The 20,289-nt window shown below is 54.6% G+C and carries 17 protein-coding genes and 1 tRNA gene; 3 read left to right on the forward strand and 15 right to left on the reverse strand.

What is annotated here, in order from left to right; genetic code table 11:
* The 9 genes from PS2015_RS03435 to PS2015_RS03475 all read right to left on the reverse strand — a co-directional run bounded on the left by PS2015_RS03435 (position 1) and on the right by PS2015_RS03475 (position 10,142).
* A complete protein-coding gene (locus PS2015_RS03435; RefSeq protein WP_058020918.1) occupies positions 1–1,710 on the reverse strand; it encodes a GspE/PulE family protein in 1,710 nt (569 codons plus the stop codon).
* A complete protein-coding gene (locus PS2015_RS03440; protein WP_156412643.1) occupies positions 1,707–3,413 on the reverse strand; it encodes a tetratricopeptide repeat protein in 1,707 nt (568 codons plus the stop codon). The genes PS2015_RS03435 and PS2015_RS03440 overlap by 4 nt, the downstream gene beginning before the upstream one ends.
* Positions 3,414–3,431: 18 nt before the next feature.
* Positions 3,432–5,108, reverse strand: a complete 1,677-nt coding sequence (locus PS2015_RS03445) for a type II secretion system protein GspD (protein WP_058020920.1) — start codon at positions 5,106–5,108, stop codon at positions 3,432–3,434.
* Between the two features lie 15 nt (positions 5,109–5,123).
* Positions 5,124–6,491, reverse strand: a complete 1,368-nt coding sequence (locus PS2015_RS03450; RefSeq protein ID WP_082627940.1) for an ExeA family protein — start codon at positions 6,489–6,491, stop codon at positions 5,124–5,126.
* 137 nt (positions 6,492–6,628) lie between these two features.
* On the reverse strand, positions 6,629–7,909 hold the full coding sequence (locus PS2015_RS03455; protein WP_058020922.1) for an AMP-binding protein: 1,281 nt from the start codon (positions 7,907–7,909) through the stop codon (positions 6,629–6,631).
* A gap of 2 nt (positions 7,910–7,911) precedes the next feature.
* Positions 7,912–8,292 carry a photoactive yellow protein gene (gene pyp / locus PS2015_RS03460; protein WP_058020923.1) on the reverse strand — a complete coding sequence of 127 codons (381 nt, stop codon included), beginning with the start codon at positions 8,290–8,292 and terminating at the stop codon, positions 7,912–7,914.
* Between the two features lie 83 nt (positions 8,293–8,375).
* The gene (locus tag PS2015_RS03465; RefSeq protein ID WP_058020924.1) at positions 8,376–9,506 is read right to left on the reverse strand and encodes an SEL1-like repeat protein; all 1,131 of its coding nucleotides are present in this window, start codon (positions 9,504–9,506) and stop codon (positions 8,376–8,378) included.
* A 46-nt stretch (positions 9,507–9,552) separates the two neighbouring features.
* Positions 9,553–9,629: transfer RNA gene (locus tag PS2015_RS03470), tRNA-Pro, on the reverse strand.
* Positions 9,630–9,713: 84 nt separating this feature from the next.
* A complete protein-coding gene (locus PS2015_RS03475; RefSeq protein WP_058023120.1) occupies positions 9,714–10,142 on the reverse strand; it encodes a DoxX family protein in 429 nt (142 codons plus the stop codon).
* Between the two features lie 82 nt (positions 10,143–10,224).
* Here PS2015_RS03475 and PS2015_RS03480 point away from each other — a divergent pair, with 82 nt between their 5' ends.
* A complete protein-coding gene (locus PS2015_RS03480) occupies positions 10,225–11,442 on the forward strand; it encodes a sterol desaturase family protein (protein WP_058020925.1) in 1,218 nt (405 codons plus the stop codon).
* Here the strand turns inward: PS2015_RS03480 and PS2015_RS03485 are convergent.
* The 4 genes from PS2015_RS03485 to PS2015_RS03500 are packed head-to-tail and all read right to left on the reverse strand — an operon-like array spanning position 11,358 to position 16,190.
* A complete protein-coding gene (locus PS2015_RS03485; protein WP_237113366.1) occupies positions 11,358–13,172 on the reverse strand; it encodes a sugar phosphorylase in 1,815 nt (604 codons plus the stop codon). The two genes, PS2015_RS03480 and PS2015_RS03485, sit on opposite strands and share 85 nt — an antisense overlap.
* Positions 13,169–14,398, reverse strand: coding sequence for a glycosyltransferase family protein (locus PS2015_RS03490; protein ID WP_058020927.1), 1,230 nt, complete (start codon positions 14,396–14,398; stop codon positions 13,169–13,171). The genes PS2015_RS03485 and PS2015_RS03490 overlap by 4 nt, the downstream gene beginning before the upstream one ends.
* 2 nt (positions 14,399–14,400) lie before the next feature.
* The gene (locus PS2015_RS03495; RefSeq protein ID WP_082627941.1) at positions 14,401–15,261 is read right to left on the reverse strand and encodes an HAD-IIB family hydrolase; all 861 of its coding nucleotides are present in this window, start codon (positions 15,259–15,261) and stop codon (positions 14,401–14,403) included.
* Complete coding sequence (locus PS2015_RS03500; RefSeq protein ID WP_058020929.1) at positions 15,258–16,190, reverse strand: hypothetical protein; 933 nt, start codon at positions 16,188–16,190, stop codon at positions 15,258–15,260. Before PS2015_RS03500 ends, PS2015_RS03495 begins: the two co-directional genes overlap by 4 nt.
* Before the next feature lie 117 nt (positions 16,191–16,307).
* On the opposite strand from PS2015_RS03500, the gene PS2015_RS03505 reads away from it, so the two are divergent.
* Together PS2015_RS03505 and PS2015_RS03510 are read left to right on the forward strand one after the other, a co-directional pair.
* The gene (locus PS2015_RS03505) at positions 16,308–17,444 is read left to right on the forward strand and encodes a DnaT-like ssDNA-binding domain-containing protein (protein WP_058020930.1); all 1,137 of its coding nucleotides are present in this window, start codon (positions 16,308–16,310) and stop codon (positions 17,442–17,444) included.
* Positions 17,356–18,033, forward strand: coding sequence for a replication protein P (locus tag PS2015_RS03510; protein WP_058020931.1), 678 nt, complete (start codon positions 17,356–17,358; stop codon positions 18,031–18,033). Before PS2015_RS03505 ends, PS2015_RS03510 begins: the two co-directional genes overlap by 89 nt.
* 34 nt (positions 18,034–18,067) lie before the next feature.
* On the opposite strand, the gene PS2015_RS03515 is transcribed toward PS2015_RS03510, so the two are convergent.
* Both PS2015_RS03515 and ettA read right to left on the reverse strand, forming a co-directional pair.
* On the reverse strand, positions 18,068–18,424 hold the full coding sequence (locus PS2015_RS03515; protein WP_058020932.1) for a PilZ domain-containing protein: 357 nt from the start codon (positions 18,422–18,424) through the stop codon (positions 18,068–18,070).
* 93 nt (positions 18,425–18,517) lie between these two features.
* Complete coding sequence (ettA, locus tag PS2015_RS03520; RefSeq protein WP_058020933.1) at positions 18,518–20,185, reverse strand: energy-dependent translational throttle protein EttA; 1,668 nt, start codon at positions 20,183–20,185, stop codon at positions 18,518–18,520.
* Between the last annotated feature and the right edge of the window lie 104 nt (positions 20,186–20,289).

Below are 20,289 nucleotides of genomic sequence, written 5' to 3' on the forward strand. Positions count from 1 at the left end.
TTACCCGCTGATTCTGGCGGTCAGATCCAGAACCCTGGTTATTTCTTCCAGACTGGTGGTGCCGTCGAGCACGCGGCGGCAGCCATCATCAACAATCGGCTGAAAACCTTGCGATTTCGCCAGCTCCAGCATTTCTTTCATGCTGGCGCGTCGGGCGATCAGTTCATCCATGTCTGATGAGATTTTCAGAATTTCGATGACTGATGTTCGTCCCTTGTATCCCTGATGATCACACTTGGGGCATCCTTTGGGCCGATGAATAATGATTTCTTTGTCGCTGTGTGACATGCCAAGCAGTCGTTTTTCAAGGTCGACTGCCGGGTAAGGCTCTTTGCATGCCTGACAAAGGCGCCTGACCAGTCGTTGGGCAATGACGCCAATGAGATTGCCGGCAATGACGTCCGGCAAAATTCCAATATCAAGAAGGCGCGGAATTGAGCCGACGGCGGAATTGGTGTGAAGCGTTGAGAATACCTGGTGGCCGGTCATGGCGGCCCGAAAGGCCATTTCGGCGGTAATGTGATCCCTGATCTCACCCACCAGAATCACGTCAGGGTCCTGACGCATCATTGAGCGAATACCCTCACCAAAGCCCATTTTCACCGACTCGTTGACAGAGGATTGACGAATCATGGCCATCGGGTATTCTACCGGGTCTTCCATCGTCATGATGTTGACCGCTTCTGTATTGATATTATTGAGAATTGAGTAAAGCGTCGTGGTTTTACCGCTACCCGTTGGGCCCGTGACCAGAATAATTCCCTCGGGGCGGGCAAGCATCAGACGTAGCAGTGTCAGATTGTCATCACTCAAACCCAGCTTCTCCATGGCTACGATGCCTTTGTTGCGATCCAGAATACGCAATACAAAGTTCTCGCCCCATGTTGTTGGTTGCGATGCTGCACGGAAGTCGATCTGACGACCGACCAGAGACATTGAAATGCGTCCGTCCTGCGGTGCACGGGACTCGGCAATATTCATGTTGCTGATAACTTTCAGGCGCACGACCATGGCTGGCCAATAGCTCTTGTGCAGACTTCGCACCTGCCTTAGCACACCGTCGATGCGATAGCGGATTCTCAGGAATGCCTCTTCCGGTTCAAAGTGAATATCCGATGCTTCACGCTGCACCGCGTCGGCCAGCAGTGCGTTGATAAGGCGAACCATTGGGTGGCTATAGGCCTCTTCCCCAAGCTGCAGGCTTTCCATATCCAGTTCACCGGTTTCGATTTCTCGCAGAATGCCGTCGATCGACAGCTCGAATCCGTAGAACTGCTCAACTATCCGCATAATGTCGGATTCGCCGGCCAGTACGGGTGTAATTCTTAGATCACTGCCGTTTAATGCCATGATCTGGTCCAGCGCCACCACGTTATATGTATCGGTCATTGCCAGCGTCAGGTGTTTGGCCGTTTTGTCATACGACAGAGGAAGCACTGTGTAGCGGCGAGCGATGTCCTGTGGGACTATTTTTATCGATTCCGCGTCAATGACAGCGCCGCTCAGGTCGACTGTTCGTTGACCGGTGTTTTCACTGAGAGCTTCACGGACAATGCCGTCGGTCACGAAGCCGAGATCAATCAGTACCGCACCCAAAGGTTTATTGGTGTTTTTCAGCTCGAGCAGCGCAATGCGTAGCTGGTCTTCGGTGACGGCACCGTTTTCCAGCAGTACCTGCCCCAGCTTTCTCTTGGGCGCTGATGTGCTCATTGCAGACTCCGTTGTATCGATTGAATGCGATCTTCAAGCGTTCGCATGTCGAAGCCCGGGGATAAATCTGCAGCCAGCGTCTGTGCCTCACGGTAATAATTCAGGGCGGCACTGGCCTGGTTGATTCGTTCAAGGCTGACAGCCAGATTGAAGGCGTAATCCGGGCTCACTGGACCTTCCATTTGGGTGCGGGCCGACAGCAGAGCGTTGTAATAAGCCTGCTGTGCTTCGAACCACCTGTCCTGTTCGGCGTACAAATGGCCCAGCAAGTAGTGGATGGCAGCCATCTGCGGGTAATCCTGCAACATGGATTTTAGTTCGAGTTCGCGCTGCATCGGATCGGCAAAGCTGGTTGTACTGATCAATCCAGATCGAGCCTCAGGGTCACGAGGGTTCATCGTTAACAGACGTGAATAATGTTGTCGCGCGGTGAGCATATCGCCCAGTTGCAGTGCAGAGGCGGCCAGACCCAACAGTGCGTCCCGATTGTCCCGGTCAGTATCCAGAACCTGCGCATACAGGGTGCGAGCGACGCTATAGTTCCCCTGTTGATACGCCGCCCAGGCAGACAGTAACTGCATGTCAGGATTGCGGACTGGTTGTGACCGACTGACGCGGACAGGCGAGGCCAGCGCGGAATTAGATGGCTCAGTTGGTGTCGGGGATGCGTCAGGCACTGACTGAATCGCTGCCACGGGGGACTCTGTTTCGTCCCTCGCTTCAGCTGCTTCCGCAGGTATGTCGGCAGGTTGGTTGTCAATTTGCACGGAAGCGGCTGTTATGTCCACTGCAAGTTCGGCTTCTGGTATGCCTGCTGGTTCAGGCATATCTGCCAAGCCATCGGTCTGCGCGGAGGCTGCCGACTCTACAATGTCTGCGGGAGTTTCCGGCGTAATGGATTCAACCGCTATCTGTTCAGTAATCGGCTCCTCAAATGTTGGGCGGAAGTCGGCAGGAATTGTGACATTGTACTGATTGCCTGTTCCGAACAGGTCGAGTTCACTGGCCAGCCATATGACTGCAATGCTTAACGGTAAAAGACCGGACAAGGACAGCAGCACAAGGCGGCGCCGACCGCTATTCGGGGTTCGGGACTTGGCTGCAAACAATTGCCTTGCGGTGGCTTTGAATTGTTCACGTGCCAGCGCCGCCTCTTTTTCACGGTCTTCACCATTTTGCGACGCAGCGGACAGCGACTCACTCGTAGTCGGGATCGGCTCTGGCTCTGGTGCAGGAACTGGCTCTGGTGCAGGAACTGGCTCTGGTGCAGGAACTGGCTCTGGAGCAGAAACTGGTTCTGATTCAGAGGCAGGTTCTGACTCAGGCGCAGGTTGCGGAGCAGTTGTCGATGCCTCCAGAAGTTCTTTCGCAGACACCAGACGGAGCTCATCGTCGTCTGGCGAGTTTCCCTGTATCAGCGCGTCTGCAGTGTTACTCTCGCCAACCGGTTCAATTTCGGCATCTGCCGATTCATAATCGTCGAGAGAAAACGCCAGTGGCGTATGCTGAGGGTCGCCGGTTGCCTCATCAGTGGCCGAAAGCTGCCAATCAGATGAATCCGCAATTTTTGTATCTGGCTCTTCGGGCACGCTGTCCGCTTCCTGAGCGGAATCCTTGTGTTCAGGGGCAGGCGGCGTCTCATCGGCTGCCGCCTTGCGCTTCGCTTCTTCAGCTTTACGAAGCGCTTCCATTAGTAAACTCATTTCAACGTTGCCTGCCTGCTACCTTTGACCTGTTGCCTGGGGTAAGGGTTGAATATCAAAATGATTGCTGATTGGCAGACCGCTGGTAGGCAGAAATTGCCGATACTCCTGTAGCTCTGCATCCAGCGATGGTTGTCTGATCACGACCGGGCGAATGAACACAATTAACTCGGTCTTGCTCGCCTGCTCACGTCGGTAGCTGAAAAGGTTACGTATGCCTGGCAGTCGTGATGCCACTGGCAGACCGGCCGAGTTGGACTCCAGCGAGTCCTGCATCAAACCACCTAGCACGGCGACCTGGCCGCTGAATACCTTGAGAATGGATTCGATCTCGCGAATCTGGATCTCTGGCACAGCATTGGTCACTCCGGCTTCAGCCAAAGCAGGGTTGGGATCATTGACGAAACGCACTATCCGGGAGATGGTCGGCCGCACGTTGAGCGTAACCTGGTCATTGTCGCCAATCTGAGGCGTGACACTCATTACAAAACCTACCGGCACGGTCTGAACCTGGCTAGTGTAAAGTGCTGCGGTTCCCGGTGTGGTTGCCGTCGCGGGTGTGCCTGGCTCAACTTCTATCGAGAAGTAGACCCGATTGTCCACAACTCTCAGCATGGCAGCCTGATTGTTCAGTGCCATGATTTTAGGGCTGGACAGCACGCGAAGATCACCGAATTCGGACAACATGCGGATGGTTGCCGCAATCGCATCTGGCGTGCCGGTTCTGTCAATGGTCAGCATGGAGGCCGGCGGGTCACTCATGTTGATACCGGTCAGGCTCTGGATGAAGTCAATCTGCCCGCTATCGCGACTGATAGCTGCCCAGTCCACACCAGACTGGTTGTCGTCATTGAGTGACACTTCTACCACAGTGGCTTCTATCAATACCTGGGTCAGAGATCGGCTGCTGACGCTTTCGATGAATGCCGCAATGTCGCGATGCTGTCGGGCAGAGGCATTGACCGAGATAAGGCCGGACTCCGGGTTTACGGTAACGCTGGTCGATATGCTGCTGCTGCCATCTTCCCCTTCACCAGACCCGCTGTTAGCAGACTCTCCGAGCAGGCTGAGAATGTTTGCTTCAATAGTCGTCCAAAAATTGTTGCTGGAGCTCTGGCTGATAGAGGCCGTGGAGTTGTTACTGCCGCCGCTCTGCTGACTTGAAGTGCCGCCAACCTGTACGATTGACGTGGCTATATTGAGCCCGGTGTTGGCCTCGCGTGACACATTCACGTAGTCAAGCCGATATGTTCTGAGAAACGGCGTGTCCGGCTCTATGACCAGCGTCGCGTCCTGATCAAAATGCCAGCGGAAATCAACCTGGCGATTAATTCGCTCAATTATCTGCGGCAATGTCTGATCCACAGCGTTGATGCTGACGTTGCCGGTTACATTGGGGTGTACATCAATATTTGTTGCCGTGTCTCGTGCGATGACAAACAGCAGTTCGCGAACCGGAGTGTCCTGTACGATCACCGTATACAGCTCCGGCGCTGACCGTGCAGTTGGGGGCGGCAGAACCGGTGCAGGTCTGACGACTTCGGGAATGCTGCTTGAGTCAATTGTCCGCGCAGGCGCCTCGATGTGCCGCCCCGATGTGGGTCGCTCTGGCAGTGAAGTCTGGCAGGCAGTCAGGGTAACCAACGATACAATTAACACCAATTGTCTGCTGATCATATTAAATAGATTGATCATTTGTCAGCTCCTGGCTCAAAGGCAATCAAGCCGGTTTATGTTCTGGACAAAAGGAGTATTAACCCGGAATGTGCCTGGCAGTGTGAGGGCACCGGATCGCGCTGATTCAACGCTGTCGAAATTGCCGTAGACCAGCCGCCACATTGGGCCATTGGCACCAGGCATCAGACATGCAAATGACTCTTCCAGTAGTCCTGCCTGATCAAGGACCTCCAAAGCGTCGGCCAGGTAGGCCGACTCATCGCGGGGCAAGGATAAAATCTGCAGAGCGAAATCGCCCCGGCCGGTATCATTCAACCAATCGGCGACGGCATCACGCCGCTCGTTCACTATGTCAGGCCATTCCTGTAAACCCGGATTCGTGTTCGTGCTTGTCAGGCTGCCTGGAGCTTGCGCGTCAGGCGCTACTGGTCGGGGCGATGTCGTGATCTCAATGGTTGGATAAATCAGTGCTACAGCAAGCCATACTAACAGCCCGATAAACAGAGTTGCCGCTATGCCATATAACCAGCGTCTGGTGTGGGTCGGCTTGTCATAGTCCGAATCCCGGATGGCGGCCTTTACGTGATCAACGGTTACAGTCGACGTTAACTGATTGCTCAGTGAGCGTGGCCGGGTCGCAGTGCCAGACTCGCTGTAGGCAACCAGCATGGCCTTGTCCGCAAGAATATTAATACGACGAGTCAGCCCGCCGGATGCCTTGGCGATGAGTCGTTCTGCTGCTCGTGTGAACACCTGGGGCGCGGGACAGCCTGCAGCCTGCAAGCGGTGACGGATATAGTCGGAAACCTCTTCAGGGGTCAGGGGTGACAGATAGAAACTGTGAGTTATGCGTTCTCGTAATTGGCGTATGTCACGGCTTTGCAGGTTCTTGTCCAACTCAGGCTGCCCAAACAGGATAATCTGCATTAATTTGTGTTCATGAGTCTCAAGATTGCTGAACAGACGAATCTCTTCCAGTGTTTCCACTGGCATGCTTTGAGCTTCCTCGATAATGACCAGAACGGATTTGTTGGCGGCGTGCTGCTGCAGCAGGTAGGCTTGGAGTTGCTGCATCAAGACAAGTCTGGGCGTCTCCTGGCTGACTGGCAACTCGAGTTCAAAGGCAACCGCGTAGAGGATGTCCTGTGGAGTCAGTTTAGGGTTCGCCAGATAAACGACCTCCACAGTGTCAGGCAGACGCTGCTCAAGCATGCGGCACAGCATGGTTTTTCCACTGCCGACCTCACCAACCACCTTGAGGATGCCTTCGCCAGACTGGATGGCATAGAGCAAAGCCTCCAGGACCACGCCGCGGCCTTGAGAACCTCCGTTGTAAAAAAGCGCCGGGTCAGGTGTAATCCTGAATGGGTGGCGGCTTAATGAATAATACTCAAGATACAAAAATTCACCGTTTCAGCGGAGGTTACAGTCGATTGTTCAAGTCGTGCGCATGGAATGGAAGCTTACCGGATACGACAAGTAAAGATTTGTAAAACTCGGGGACTAAATGGGGTAATTTTTGCCCGTCAAATGCCTTTTCAGGTGGTGGTATGGAAAACGCCTTTAATCCTGGCGTAATCATTGATATTCCAACTGAGTGGTTTGCCCAGTGCTGAGCGCGGTAATTTGTCGGAGATGACCACAGAGGCCGGGGGTGGGACATTGCCCAGATTTTCCCGTAGCCAGGCAGAAAACCGCTCACACCAGGCGGGCACCTCGCTTGCCTTTGTATTTGGCACCAAAAAATAATGCAAGGTCATGCCTGATTGATTGTCTGGCATTGCGCGTACCTGAGCTTCTCCTATATCCGGGTGAGCACAGATCATTCGGGCCAGGGTGGGTAGATGCACATTGTGGCCAAGGATTTGCACTGTGTCATCCATGCGGCCACTGATAGAGATGCGTTGCTTGTCATCTGTCCAGCTGAGGTGATCATTTAGAAAGTGTCGCTTACCCGTCAGCTCATGACGTAGCTCGCTCCGGCCATTGGCCTGTTGCAAATTCCAATAGGGTAATAACTCGAATCCCGCGTTGTTGTCATGACGGAAACCGATGCCAGCCGTTTCAGTGCTGCCATAAACTTCCAGGAAAGTTGCCCCGGGGTACGTCTCGCGCATGCGGCGGCTTTCGGCCTCAGCCATCGGCGCAGTCGAGCTGACGCCGATAAACTGCTCTGGTAATTGGATGCCGAGATCCATCAGTAGGTGCCAGATTGGTGGCGTGGCAACCAGAATGTCGTCATTGTTCAAGCATGTCGCCCAATTTGTCGGCAAGCGTTGACGCGTCTGAATACGAACCACTGGAATCCGGAGTGCAGCTGGCAGAAGCAGCGTCCAGATAAAGCCGTAAATATGGTGAGCGGGCACCACTGCTATGATTCGGCGAGGTGTGAGTGAGCTGATCTCGGGAAGCAGCCGTGCGAAGTGACTGGCCTCGAGCTCCAGATCGGAAACAACATGTTGAGTCAGTACGGGGGAGCCTGTCGTCCCTGATGAGTAGAAGCCGATTTGTTTGTCATCAATCTGCAGGCTTCGGGCAATAACGTCCACCCAGCCCTCAAACGAGCGCTTTGCCAACAACAGATCTGACAGACCCGTCCGGTCAAGTCCCAGAGAAGCTGCCAGACGGCTGGCCATGCTGAGCATGTCCAATGAGGTGAAGCCAAGCGCCCGTGGATCGCTCAGCACTTCACGCGTGTCAAACTCCGGGTCAGACAACAACTCGCCAAGTCCCTTGCGCTGCAGAGCGTCGGCCAGAAAATCGGCCAGCCAGTCTTGCAGCGCATCGGGGCTCGATGGCTGTGACCACCAATGATTCATGATTACAGGCGCTTGACGAAGATCCAGAAGTTACCGCCAACCAAAGCAGGCTTCATGTGAACTTTCACTTTGGTAGGCGACATTTGATAGTCAAAGGTGTATTCCAGCATGACGCTGCCGCGCTCTGCGACAACCTTGTCAAAGGCGCCCTTGAACTTGGGCGTGTTGGTGCAGGGAGCAACATCTTTAAAGAAGTTCTTGCCGATTACCTGGGAGGGCGAGCGACCGGTAATGGCGCCTTCCGTTTCGTTGTATTGAATAATGGTACCGGTGCTATCTAGCTGAATAGCGCCGAAGGCCAGGTCGTCGATTTCAGCGTTACTCATTGTTGCCAGGCGGTTTTCCAGATCGTTAGCGCCAAAATCGATTACTTCCAGTGACATATGCTGCTCCAGTATTCAAGGCGCCAAAGGGCGCGGAAGATTGATTAGTTCAGGTGAGCTTACGTCAGGATCAGGTAGTCAGATCATTGCGCTTCAGCTTGGCTGGGTGTTGCTGGCTCAAGTTGTTCGGCCAGGGGTTCCTCACGGCGCAGGCGTGCGGAGCCGGGATTGCGGCGAGCATAGGCAATCATCCAGCGCAGGGCCAGCATTTCAGCCTGCTCAATGGCATCTGCGTCCATTTGCTCTCGCAGTCGGGCAAGGTACTGAGGCGCCTGTTCATAGCCAAATCGGTAGGATATCTCGTACCACATATGACCAATCACCATGCTTTGCTCAAAGCCCAACCCTTCGGCATGAATGCGGCCAAGGAAAAATTGCGCCATTGCACTGCCACGGTGGGCCGCTTTATTAAACCAAAAGTGTGCCTGTTCAAAATCGCGCGGGACTTCTTCGCTGCCGGTGGCGTATAACATTCCAAGCTGGGTTTGGGCATCGCGAAGATTCTGCTCGGCGGCCATTTCAAAAAAATCTCTGGCTCTGGCGGGACTGCGCGGTACGCCCTGACCGTTGGCATACATCATGGCAGCATTGTATTGCGCATCAGCGCTGCCATTATCAGCCGCCATCTCGAACCAGGTCAGCGCCACTGTGGGGTTGGCTTCGGTTCCCAGGCCTGCCAGGTGCATGACACCCAGATTGTACTGGGCATCGCGATGGCCCTGCCGGGCGGCGTCCTGATACCAGCGTATGGCTTCGGCGTAGTTTTCTGCGCGGCCCTGGCCATAAAAATTCATGGTGCCCACGGCGTACTGACCATCGGCATCACCCTGTTCGGCCGCCTGCAGATACCAGTAATAGGCTTCGCGATAGTCCTGCAAAGTGCCCTCGCCGCGGTCATACATCAGGCCCAGATTGAACTGTGCCTGCGCGATACCCTGCTGGGCGGAAAGCGCGTAAAGCTGCATGGCGCGTTCGAAATCAGGTTCGATACCGATGCCCTGATGGTACATCAGTCCCAGGTTGAATTGGGCCAGCGCGTGGCCGATCATGGCGCCTTCGGTGAAGTTTTCCAGCGCGGTGTCATAGTCTTCAGACTGGAATGCCTGTAAACCGGGTTCTATAGAATAGTTCTGGTTGGTCTGAGCATGCAGCGCGCCACTTAAGAGAGGCCCACTCAGAAGTAATAACAGGGTGATGTGTTTGATCAGTCTCATGAACCGATTGTATCCTGAACAGTCGGCTAACGAAACGGGAAATAAATGGTCGGAGTGAGAGGATTTGAACCTCCGACCCCCGCCTCCCGAAGACGGTGCTCTACCAGGCTGAGCTACACTCCGATGTTGACGGCCTGTGGTCAGGCAGTCGAGGGGCGCATTATATGTCAGAATGCGCCGTTTTTTCCAAGGTCGGCAGAAAAAGTTTTACGCCTGTTGCGAACGGGCATCCAGACTGAATTTTCCTGCGCCGGCACTGGTCAGTATCAACAGGCCGGCCATGATGCCCATATTCTTGAAGAAGTTTTGGGTTTCGTGGGAGCGCTGCAGGCCTTCTTCCATGGTCCAGAAATCATGCATGACCAGGCTGATGATGAATGTCAGCCCGGCCAGCAGAAAGGCCACCACCCGGGTCTGAAACCCCACGAACAAGGCAGCAGCGCCGCCAAGCTGCATGAGTCCGCTAAGCACCAGGAAAAACGGGATCCAGAACATGCCATGCGAGGCCATGTAGTCCACGTGAGTGTCCCATTGCGTGAATTTCATCAGCCCGGGTAACAGAAAATAAATAGCCAGAATCATGCGGCCGGCGGGATTGGCGAGGGTGGTAATCAGCTGGTTCAGAGTGTTAAGCATATCAGGTTCCAAAAATGAATGAATTCATATTAAGATACCGGCTTCTGGCAAATTTGTCGCATGTGTTTTTGATGAAGAATCAATGAGTCTGATTATTTACGCCATTCCTGCCTTTATGGTGCTGTTGTTGATTGAGCTGGCGGTTGATCTGCGGCGTCGCACCGGCTTCTATCGACTTAATGATGCGATTGGTTCTCTGAGTACCGGTCTGCTGAGCCAGACTATGGGGTTTGCAACCCGCTTTGTGAGCTTTCTGGCCTATGCCACTTTGTGGACTGTTCTGCCGCACGGTGAGTTGAGCATGACACCCTGGTTATGGGTGGTCGCATTCGTATTTTATGACTTTTGCTATTACTGGAATCACCGCATGCAGCACACTATCAACGTGCTCTGGGGGATTCACGTGGTTCACCATCAGAGTGAGGAGTACAATCTGACGACGGCACTGCGCCAGCCGTTTAACGGCTTCCTGATCGGTTCAGTGTTTTACCTGCCGCTGCTGTTTATCGGCTTCCCACCAGAGGTTGTAGTGACTGTCGGGTCCTTGAATCTGATCTATCAGTACTGGGTGCATACGCGTTTTATCGGAACGCTGGGCTGGGCTGAAAAAATATTTGTTACTCCGATGAATCACCGTGTTCACCATGCCATCAATGACCCGTATATTGACCGTAACTTTGGCGGTGTCTTTATCCTGTGGGACCGGGTGTTCGGTACGTATCAGGCTGAACTGGATGAGGAGCCCTGCGTCTATGGTGTGCGTAAACCGCTGCATAGCTGGAACCCGTTTTTTGCCAATCTACATGTGCACTGGCAACTGTTGAAAGATGCCTGGCATGCCGACAGCTGGTGGGACAAGCTGCGCATCTGGTTTATGCCAACTGGCTGGCGTCCTGCGGATGTGAATGCCCGTTACCCGCTGCCGCGCTGCCTGCCAGAGAGCCAACAAAAGTATGATGCCAGACCACCTGCTGCACTGGCGACGCTGGTTCTGATTGTCCATGTCTTGTTAATGGGATTCACCGTCTGGTTCCTGCTGTTTGTCGACGTAAGCCGCTTCAATATGGCGTTGTTGCACTTTATACCCCTGGGGGGTGGGCTCTGGATGAATGCCAGGTTGCTGGAGCAAGGTACCGGTGCAATCTGGCAGGCTTGCCTGTTCTGGTTGATCTGTGCGGCCTTGCCGTGGCTGGTCAGCGGCTGGATGCTCCCGGCTCAATCCACGACGCTGGCATGCCTGCTGATTGCTCTGCTTGTTCCTTTACTGTCAGGACGGCGGTTGCTGAGCCAGACGGTCTGATAGGGCGCCAGAGTCAGTATCGCCTGACCGAGGTCGATATGTGTGCCACTGATAAGGTCGTACCACTCTTCTGTGTCGATCAGATTGATGTCTGCCAGAGAAATATTCCGTTCCGTGTCTGAAACATTGTTCAGCGCAAATATGCTCTGATGGCGCTGCAGGCTCTGTCGCCAGAAGGCAAACACCGCGTCGCCCAGGTGCAGGGTGAACTGCGTGGCATTGGGGTGAAAGGCAGGTTGTTGCTGGCGCAGCTGGATGAGTTGACACAGCCGTGTTAACACCTGTGAATGGTTGCTGTGTTCATTGGCGAGCTGTGCGTCCAGTTCTGGTTTTGGCCAGCGCTTCCGATTGATATGACGGTTATGCTGAGTCTGATTCAGCCGTTCGTAATCGTTGCTGGTGCCCAGTATGCTGTGAATGTAAAAGGCTGGCACACCCTCTAATGCCAACAGGATGGCATGTGCACAGATAAAGCGCTGTAGATGCCATTCATCCGCCCCGGCGCGGCTGTGCGTAATTGTGCTGGACAGGGCGTCCCACAGACTGATATTGATTTCGTAGGGGCGCCGCGTCAGGCTGGAGGTGGCACGCCAGGATATTCGTCCACCAGCTCTTTCCATAGCACTCAGCAGATCATGAATCTCATCGTCGCTCAACAGACCTTCTGCCGGCCGTAGCCCGATGCCGTCATGTGAGGCAATAAAGTTGAAATAAAATGTGCCCATTTGTGCGGGTGGCATACTCATCAGCCAGTTCTTAAGGTGACGACAGTGACCTGTCAGCAGTGTATACAGCAGTAGCGGTGGTAGTGAAAAATTGTAGATGCTGTGAGCTTCATTGGCGTTTCCAAAATAGCTCAGGTTCTCGCGCTTCGGAATATTTGTTTCAGTAATGATGATCGCTTCAGGATCGGCCTCTTCCAGCAGCGCGCGCAATAGTCTGACTATTTCGTGAGTCTGCGGCAGATTCAGACAGGTGCTGCCAGCTTCCTTCCAGATAAATGCAACTGCATCCAGTCTGAATACCTTAACCTTGTGATCCAGGTACTCGCGAATAATGCGCACAAACTCCAGTAGAACATTGGGATTGCGAAAGTTGAGGTCAACCTGGTCGTGACCGAATGTGCACCAGACATGTTGCAGGCCGCCGGGGGTTTCTGTGGGGCGCAGCAGCTCGCTGGTGCGCGGCCGGATGACCTGGCTGAGATCGTCCGATGGCGAGGCCGTGAAAAAATAGTCTTTGCCGGGATCTTTACCGTTGCTGAAATTCCTGAACCAGATGTGCTCTGATGAGCAATGATTGATGACCAGGTCGGCCATTAGCCTGAAATTATCAGCAATCTGTTCAATATGGCCCCAGTGGCCGAATTGTGGTGCCACGCGTGTGTAGTCGCTGACCGCAAAGCCATCGTCAGAACTCCAGGGAAAAAATGGCAGAATATGTACGGCGGTAATGCAGTCGGTCAGCCAGGTGTTGAGAAATTCGGACAGGGCTTCCAGGGGCATTTGGAGAGGCTGCTGATCGGTCTGCGGTAAAACGCTGTCTGCATAGCAGATCAGGTAGACATCCCGTTCACTCCAGTGACCCGGGTGTCTGCCTGGTTGCGGGGCGCTCTGCGCAAGGCGCATTTCACTGATCAGCTGGCAGGCAAGTTCATCACGCTGCTTATCGCTCAGGTCGTGATAGATGTGAGCCAGGTGGTGACAGACCCGGTCTTTCAGCTCGCTCACCGTAGACTCCTGAATTCTTCTGTGTCTGCCTCAACGGCTGCCTTGATGCGCTCCAGAACATCGGGCACTGCGCTGCAAACCCGGTTCCAGCTTGGAATAAAGGGCGTCTCCATAGGGTTGTCCAGGAAGTGATCACCGGCACGTTTGATGTTCTGGGCAAACAGTTCGACCGCCTGTTCCTCCTTGTGAATGTCCAGAGTCAGGCCATTGATGATGGCATCATTGCGATAGGTCTCCACAAAATCCAGTGCCACACGAAAATAGGTGGCTTTCAGTGTGCGGAAAGTTTCACTGGACAAGACAACACCATTGGTTGCCAGTTTGCGGAAAATGGCTTTGGCAATGTCGATAGACATTTTGGAAAGACCGGCATTGGCGTCTTCTGCCGACAGATCCTGGTGTTTGTGATCGTAGATATCAGCGATATCAACCTGACAGATGCGGTTGGTGGAATAGTTGCGATACATCTCTGACAACAGGCCTATTTCAAGTCCCCAGTCGCTGGGGATACGCAGATCATGAACAACATCCGTCCGGAACGAAAACTCGCCTGCCAGCGGATAGCGAAAGCTGTCCAGATAGTCCAGATAATCTATAGAGCCAAGTACCTTTTTTAATGCTCGCAGCAGAGGAGTCACCATCAGCCGACAGACCCGGCCATTAATTTTGCCCTCTGCGACACGTGCGTAATAACCCTTGCAGAACTGGTAGTTGAAGCCGGGGTTGGCTACCGGGTAAATCAGCCGTGCCAGTAGCTCGCGGCTGTAAGTCAGGATGTCGCAGTCGTGCAGGGCTATCGCCTGGCTGCGACGTGAAGCCAGCGTGTAGCCCAGGCAGTACCAGACATTGCGCCCCTTGCCAGCCTCTGTCGGCGCTAGCCCCAGGGTTTTTAACTCTTCATCAATGGCGCGTAGTCGGGGGCCATCGTTCCAGAGTATTCGATGATGCTGGGGCAGGTCGGCAAAAAACTCACGGGCGTGCAGATATTGATCCCGGTCAGCGCGATCCAGGCCGATGACTATTTGATTCAGATAGGGCACCTGTTGTAACTCAGAAACGATTCCTGGCAGCGCTGGTCCCTGCAACTCTGAGTAAAGCGATGGCAGAATCAACGTCATGGGCCGCATGCGTGAGAAAACCTGCAGCTCGTATTCAATTTCAGGCAGCGGTCGTCGATTCAGGTTGTGAAGTGTCGTGATGATGCCGTTCTGATGAAAATCGCCCATGGTCAGTTATCTCCTGCGATGAGTCTGATGCACTCACTCCAGCCCTGCGGACCGTTGAGCGTGCTAATCAGTGGCGGGGTTCTGAAAGAATGTTCAGGCAACGGGTGAGCAGGCGAGCGGATCAGCACCGCGACATCGGCCGCCTGCAACATGGCAAGATCGTTGTGGCTGTCGCCCAGCGCAATGGTTCGGAGCTGTGCGTTCCGGTAGGTGGATGTTTTGCTGTAGGCGTCGCGCAGCACACGCAGGGCGAGGCCTTTGTCGGTTTGCCCCAGCACATGGTAGAAACGACCACCACGAAGCAGAGTGAGTTTATGGCGAGTCAGTCGTTCACCGAAGCGTAGCAGGTTTTCCGGCGAGTCCTGCCAGAGCAGTGGTTCGCTGTATTGCCGCTGCTGTGCCCTGATGGCCTGCTCGGGTGTCAGGCCGGTTGCCAGACAAATATCTTGCGTGCTGCTGTTGGTGAGCGACAGAAACCCGAAGGTTTCGGCGAGGGCAGTCACCTGTGTGGCAATATAGTCGTGTTTGGCCCCCAGAACGAAACTGGTGACATGGGCACTGCTGTCAGTTGTTGAAGGGTAGTCACGCGTCAGTATTGTTATCAACTCTGCGTTACCAGGCGTGTGCGGCAAACAGATGGCGGAACCGTTTTCCACAACAAAGGGATAGTCCAGTCGCAGTTCGTGCGCCAGGTTCAGGCATTCAGGCAGCGTTTTACTGGTATTGAAAATAAGCGGAATCTGATCTTTGGCGAGTAATTTCAGCCCCTCACTGGCACCGTCTGTACTGTAGCTGTAATGATCCAGCAAGGTGCCATCAAGGTCGGTAAATACCAACAACTTTATATTTCCAGATGTAGTCATTGGCTGGCGCTCTCGGCGACAACCCGGTGCAGATTATTCAGCGTGAAAACAACATCAGCGCGCGCCGGGAGCACGCGTAGCGCATGGCGAGTCAGGCGTTCGTAATGAGCAATAAACCGTCTGATCTGCGAGGCGTTCATGACACGCAGCGTTTCGCCGGGTGGCAGACTGGCGCGCAATTTTTCTTCTTGCAGAAGTCGCCAGTCGAAAATTGACTCAAAGGCAGGTGCCTGCAACATGATCAACAGATTGAGCTGCTCGAATAAAGCTTGATAGCGTCCGGCCAGAGAGTCGTTGACGTAGCGTCGCCAGTGACCATCAGGATCCTCCACGGCTTCCAGCTCATTAACAGGTTTGGGCAGTTGCTCAGATGACTGTGCAGGGATGCCAATGCACCAGCCCTCAAGAATCAAAACATCGGTGTGTGCTGGGCTGTATTGCCAGTCGGAGCGCGGTACACAGTCGTCTGTGGCTTTGTCAAATCGGGGTAATCTGACGGATTCACCGGCGCGCAGGCGTTGAACGGTATCCAGTGCCAGGTCAACGTCGTGAGTACCCGGCACACCCCGGGTTGCCAGAAGCGGGTGAACGGTGCGGGCCAGATGTTGTCGTTCCTGGTGTGAGTAGTAAAAATCATCCAGTGACATGGCGACAGCGTTTATCTGGTGTTGCTCTTTCAATAGCATAACAAGCAGTTTTGCCAGCGTGGATTTACCGGTACCCTGTGCACCATTTATGCCAATGCAAAGAAAGTGGCTGGTGGCGCAGCGATCGGCAATGTCGTTCGACAAGGGCAGGAACCAACGCAGTGCATCCTGCGCCCAGTATTCGGGCAGCGCTTCCTGGTGGCGAAAGCGTTCTATTCGTTCCTTGACGCTAAGTGGCGGTGAATGCACCAGTATGGTCTCCGTGTCTGTTTGGTGCACCATTCGGGTGCCTCGTGTTGCATGTCGGCTTGCTGTCTCTGACCGGCCGGGCTGTGATAAGCTGCTCGCTTGTTTTATAGCGGCCTGATACAACACTGGCAAGCAAACTCTGGTCCATTTATGCAATCGTCCCTGATACCCGAAAGACCTCTGGTGATTTCGCCCACCCTGGCTGCCACAATCGGCCTGGAAGAGGCGGTGATGCTGCACGTGATGAGTGAGCAGCTGGCATTCCGTGTGACGCAAAGACAGCAGAACCTGGACTGGATTGAGCTGACTCAACAGGACCTGATGGACCTGATGCCGTACTGGGCATGGATTGATGTCCGGCGAGTACTGCAGAGCCTGCAGGACCTCGGTTTGTTATTGGTGAACGCAAAAACCGGCCGCGACGACAGTTGGCTGATCGCGATCAATCAGCGTAATCAGGTTGCTGCCAGTGAGCGGCCCCGAGCAGCGGCAGCACCTGAGTTGCCGAAGCGAGCGGCGCCCGGCAATACTGAAGGTCGGGCCGGTTATATAGCCGGCGACTGGCAGCCCGATCGTGAATGGTTGGCCCTGTGTCGGCAGCACGGTATACCAGAGTCTTTTGCACTGTCGCTGGTGCCGGGTTTTGTCATGTATTGGCGGGAGCGGGCGCAATCGCGATTCTCTTGGGGTAATGTTTTTTACAAGCATGTGTTGAAAGAATGGCGACATGAGCAGACCCGCCGCGGTGCCAGTGAGTTTGAAACTGATATGGCGCCGGGCTGGCGACCGAGTGGCGAGGCGGTGAGTATCCTGGTTAATGCCGGGGTCAGTGAGGCGTTTATCGAAGATGCCGTACCTGAGTTTGTTTTATACTGGCGCGAGCGGGGTGCTGGCAAAGGACCATGGAATACGCGCTTCATCGAACATATCCGTCGACAGTGGGCCAGGTTCAGTGTTTCATTGAAACATGATGGATTGCCCAGACCGATCCCGGAGGACTGGCAGCCCAGTGATGAGGTGTTTGATATCCTGAGTCTGGCAGAGATCGATGCCGGTTTTGCCCGCGAAAAAGTACCGGAATTCGTTCTATACTGGCGCGATACAGGGCAGGCACTGGCCTCCTGGAATACCAAGTTTTTACAATTTATAAAATTCAGTTGGGCGCGGCGGCCGGAAGCGGCTGGCACAGGGGTAGTCGATGCAAGAGATCAACACGCTGCTGAGCGTGGCAGACAAGGACTTGAAGCGACGTTCCGGCGCTTCACAGACCGAAGCTGGGCAGAATAAGCGTGGCAGCCAGTCTCAGCCGGGCAGGCTTGATCTGATAGATGCAATCAATCAAGTGTTTGCTGAGTTCGAGCTGGCGTATCACAATCAATACCTCAAGGCCTTTGCTGACCCGGAGCGGTTGATTCTGACCAAGAAATACTGGTTGGAGTGTCTGAGTGAATTTCAACCCCGGCAATTGGTGACTGCTGCGCGTCGGCTGGTCAAGACACAGCCCTACCTGCCAACCATTTCTGCGATGGTGGCAGCCTGTGAGGAAGGTGGAGAGCTGTTTGGCCTGCCATCGCCACGCGATGCTTATCTGGAAGCCTGCCGTGCGCCGGCCCCCAAGGCGGCTAACGCGTGGAGTCACCCGGCGGTGTACCACGCCGGCAAGGCAACAGACTGGTTTGTTATGGCCAGTGAGCCAGAGCACAAGGTGTATCCGCTGTTTGAGCACAATTACCGGCAATTGTGCGAGCGGGTCATGCGCGGCGAGTCGATAGAGGAACCGGTCACACCGGCGCTGCAGCGCTCTCTCGGCACGCCGCTCAGTGATGAGCAGAAGGCAGAACGCCTGGATGCGCTGCGCAGAAAACTGCAAGTCTGAGCGTATGCTTCCGGGTGCTGAGAAAAGCCACTGATCAGGTCAGCAGATGCAGTTCTCGCTCCAGCAGAGCTGTGTCGCCGGTATTCAGTTCAACCAGACGGCGCAGATGCGTCATGCTCTCCACATCAATGAAATCGCAGGCCAAACCCACCCTGTTATCACGTGTGTTGGCAATGCTGGCTGTCATGCAGATCTGCAAGTCACCACCCAGATGGATACAGACTTCCACAGGTGTGTTCCCGGCAAGTTTTTGTTCAGGCAGCATTTCAATCAGGATGCCTCGCAGTGATATATCTACCAGCTGCACGATGCAGTCATTGTTGCCTTGCGACACTATGGTTTCAGCATCAAAGAAGATGCGGGTGAAGGCGCGTTTCTGATCTTTTGTCATTGGTAGCGGGCCTGCCGATTGCACTGGTTGCGGATTTCTGCGAAACCCGTCTCACATGCTTTATCGGCAGCCCGACCAATTAGTTGAACGCAATCAGGCCAGTTTTCGGTACTTGATACGAGTGGGCTGGTAATCGCTGCCCAGCCGCTTCTTGCGATCGGCCTCGTAGTCTGTGTAGTTACCTTCGTGGAAAATCACCTGGCTGTCGCCTTCAAAGGCCAGGATATGCGTGCAAATGCGGTCCAGGAACCAGCGGTCGTGCGACACTACAATGGCCGTGCCGGGGAAGTTCAGCAGCCCCTCTTCCAGAGCACGCAGGGTCTCCACGTCCAGATCGTTGGTTGGTTCGTCAAGCAGCAGAACGTTGGCGCCGCGTTTAAGCAGTTTGGCCAGGTGCAGACGGTTGCGCTCCCCACCCGACAGGTCGCGGATAAATTTCTGCTGGTCTCCGCCACGGAAGTTGAAGCGACCGGCGTAGGCGCGCGAAGGAATCTCGTAGCGGCCAATCTGCAGAATGTCCTGACCTTCGGATAATTCTTCCCACACGGTTTTGCTGTCATTCAATGAATCGCGGCTCTGATCCACATAGGCCAGATCAACGGTTTCGCCCAGCTCAATGCTGCCGCTGTCCGGTTGCTCAACGCCGGTCAGCATACGCAGGAAGGTGGTTTTACCGGCACCGTTGCCACCGATAATGCCCACGATTGCGCCTTTGGGTACCGAGAAGGACAGGTCGTTAATCAGCAGGCGATCACCAAAGCCCTTGGTAAGATGGTTGACTTCAATAACCTTGTCGCCCAGACGTGGCCCCGGCGGAATGTACAGTTCGGTGGTTTCGTTACGCTTCTGGAATTCCTGGGAGTTCAGCTCCTCAAAGCGGGCGATACGCGCCTTGCTTTTGGCCTGACGGCCTTTGGGATTGCTGCGCACCCACTCCAGCTCGGAGCGGATGGTTTTCTCGCGCGCTGCTTCCTGCTTGGCTTCCACTTCCAGGCGCTTCTCCTTGGCTTCCAGCCAGGTGGTGTAGTTGCCCTCGTACGGGATACCGTGCCCGCGGTCGAGTTCCAGAATCCAGCCGGCGGCGTTGTCCAGGAAGTAACGGTCGTGGGTGATGGCGACTACGGTGCCGGGGAATTCCACCAGGAAACGCTCCAGCCAGGCAACACTTTCGGCATCCAGGTGGTTGGTCGGCTCATCCAGCAGCAGCATATCAGGATTGGACAGAAGCAAACGGCACAGCGCTACACGGCGTTTCTCACCTCCAGACAGTTTGGTGACATCGGCGTCCCATGGCGGCAGGCGCAGCGCGTCTGCCGCGCGCTCCAAAGTCCGCTCGAGGTCCCAGCCATTGGCAGCGTCAATTGCGTTTTGCAGCTCTCCCTGCTTTTCCAGAAGCTCATTCATCTCATCGTCGCTCATGGGCTCAGCAAAGCGATCGCTGATGGCGTTGAACTCCTCCAGCAGTTTAATGATTTCCCCCATGCCTTCTTCAACATTGCCGCGCACGTCCTTGTCTGGATCGAGCTGGGGTTCTTGCGGCAGGTAACCAACATTGATGCCGGTCTGGGCGCGCGCCTCGCCGTTATATTCTTTGTCAACGCCCGCCATGATGCGCAGCAGGGTGGATTTTCCCGAGCCGTTCAGACCCAGAACGCCGATCTTTGCGCCGGGGAAAAAGGACAGAGAAATGTCCTTGAGGATTTCTTTTTTGGGAGGGACGACTTTGCCCACGCGGTGCATGGTGTAAACGAACTGTGCCATAACTCAGTAGTCTCCGGGCGTTGTTCTGAGGTCTTAACATTGAGTGCAGGCAGCGATGCTGCACTCTGCAGATGGGCACATTCTATCATGGAGTGGTTGGCGTA

The organism is Pseudohongiella spirulinae, assembly GCF_001444425.1.
Lineage (GTDB): Bacteria > Pseudomonadota > Gammaproteobacteria > Pseudomonadales > Pseudohongiellaceae > Pseudohongiella > Pseudohongiella spirulinae.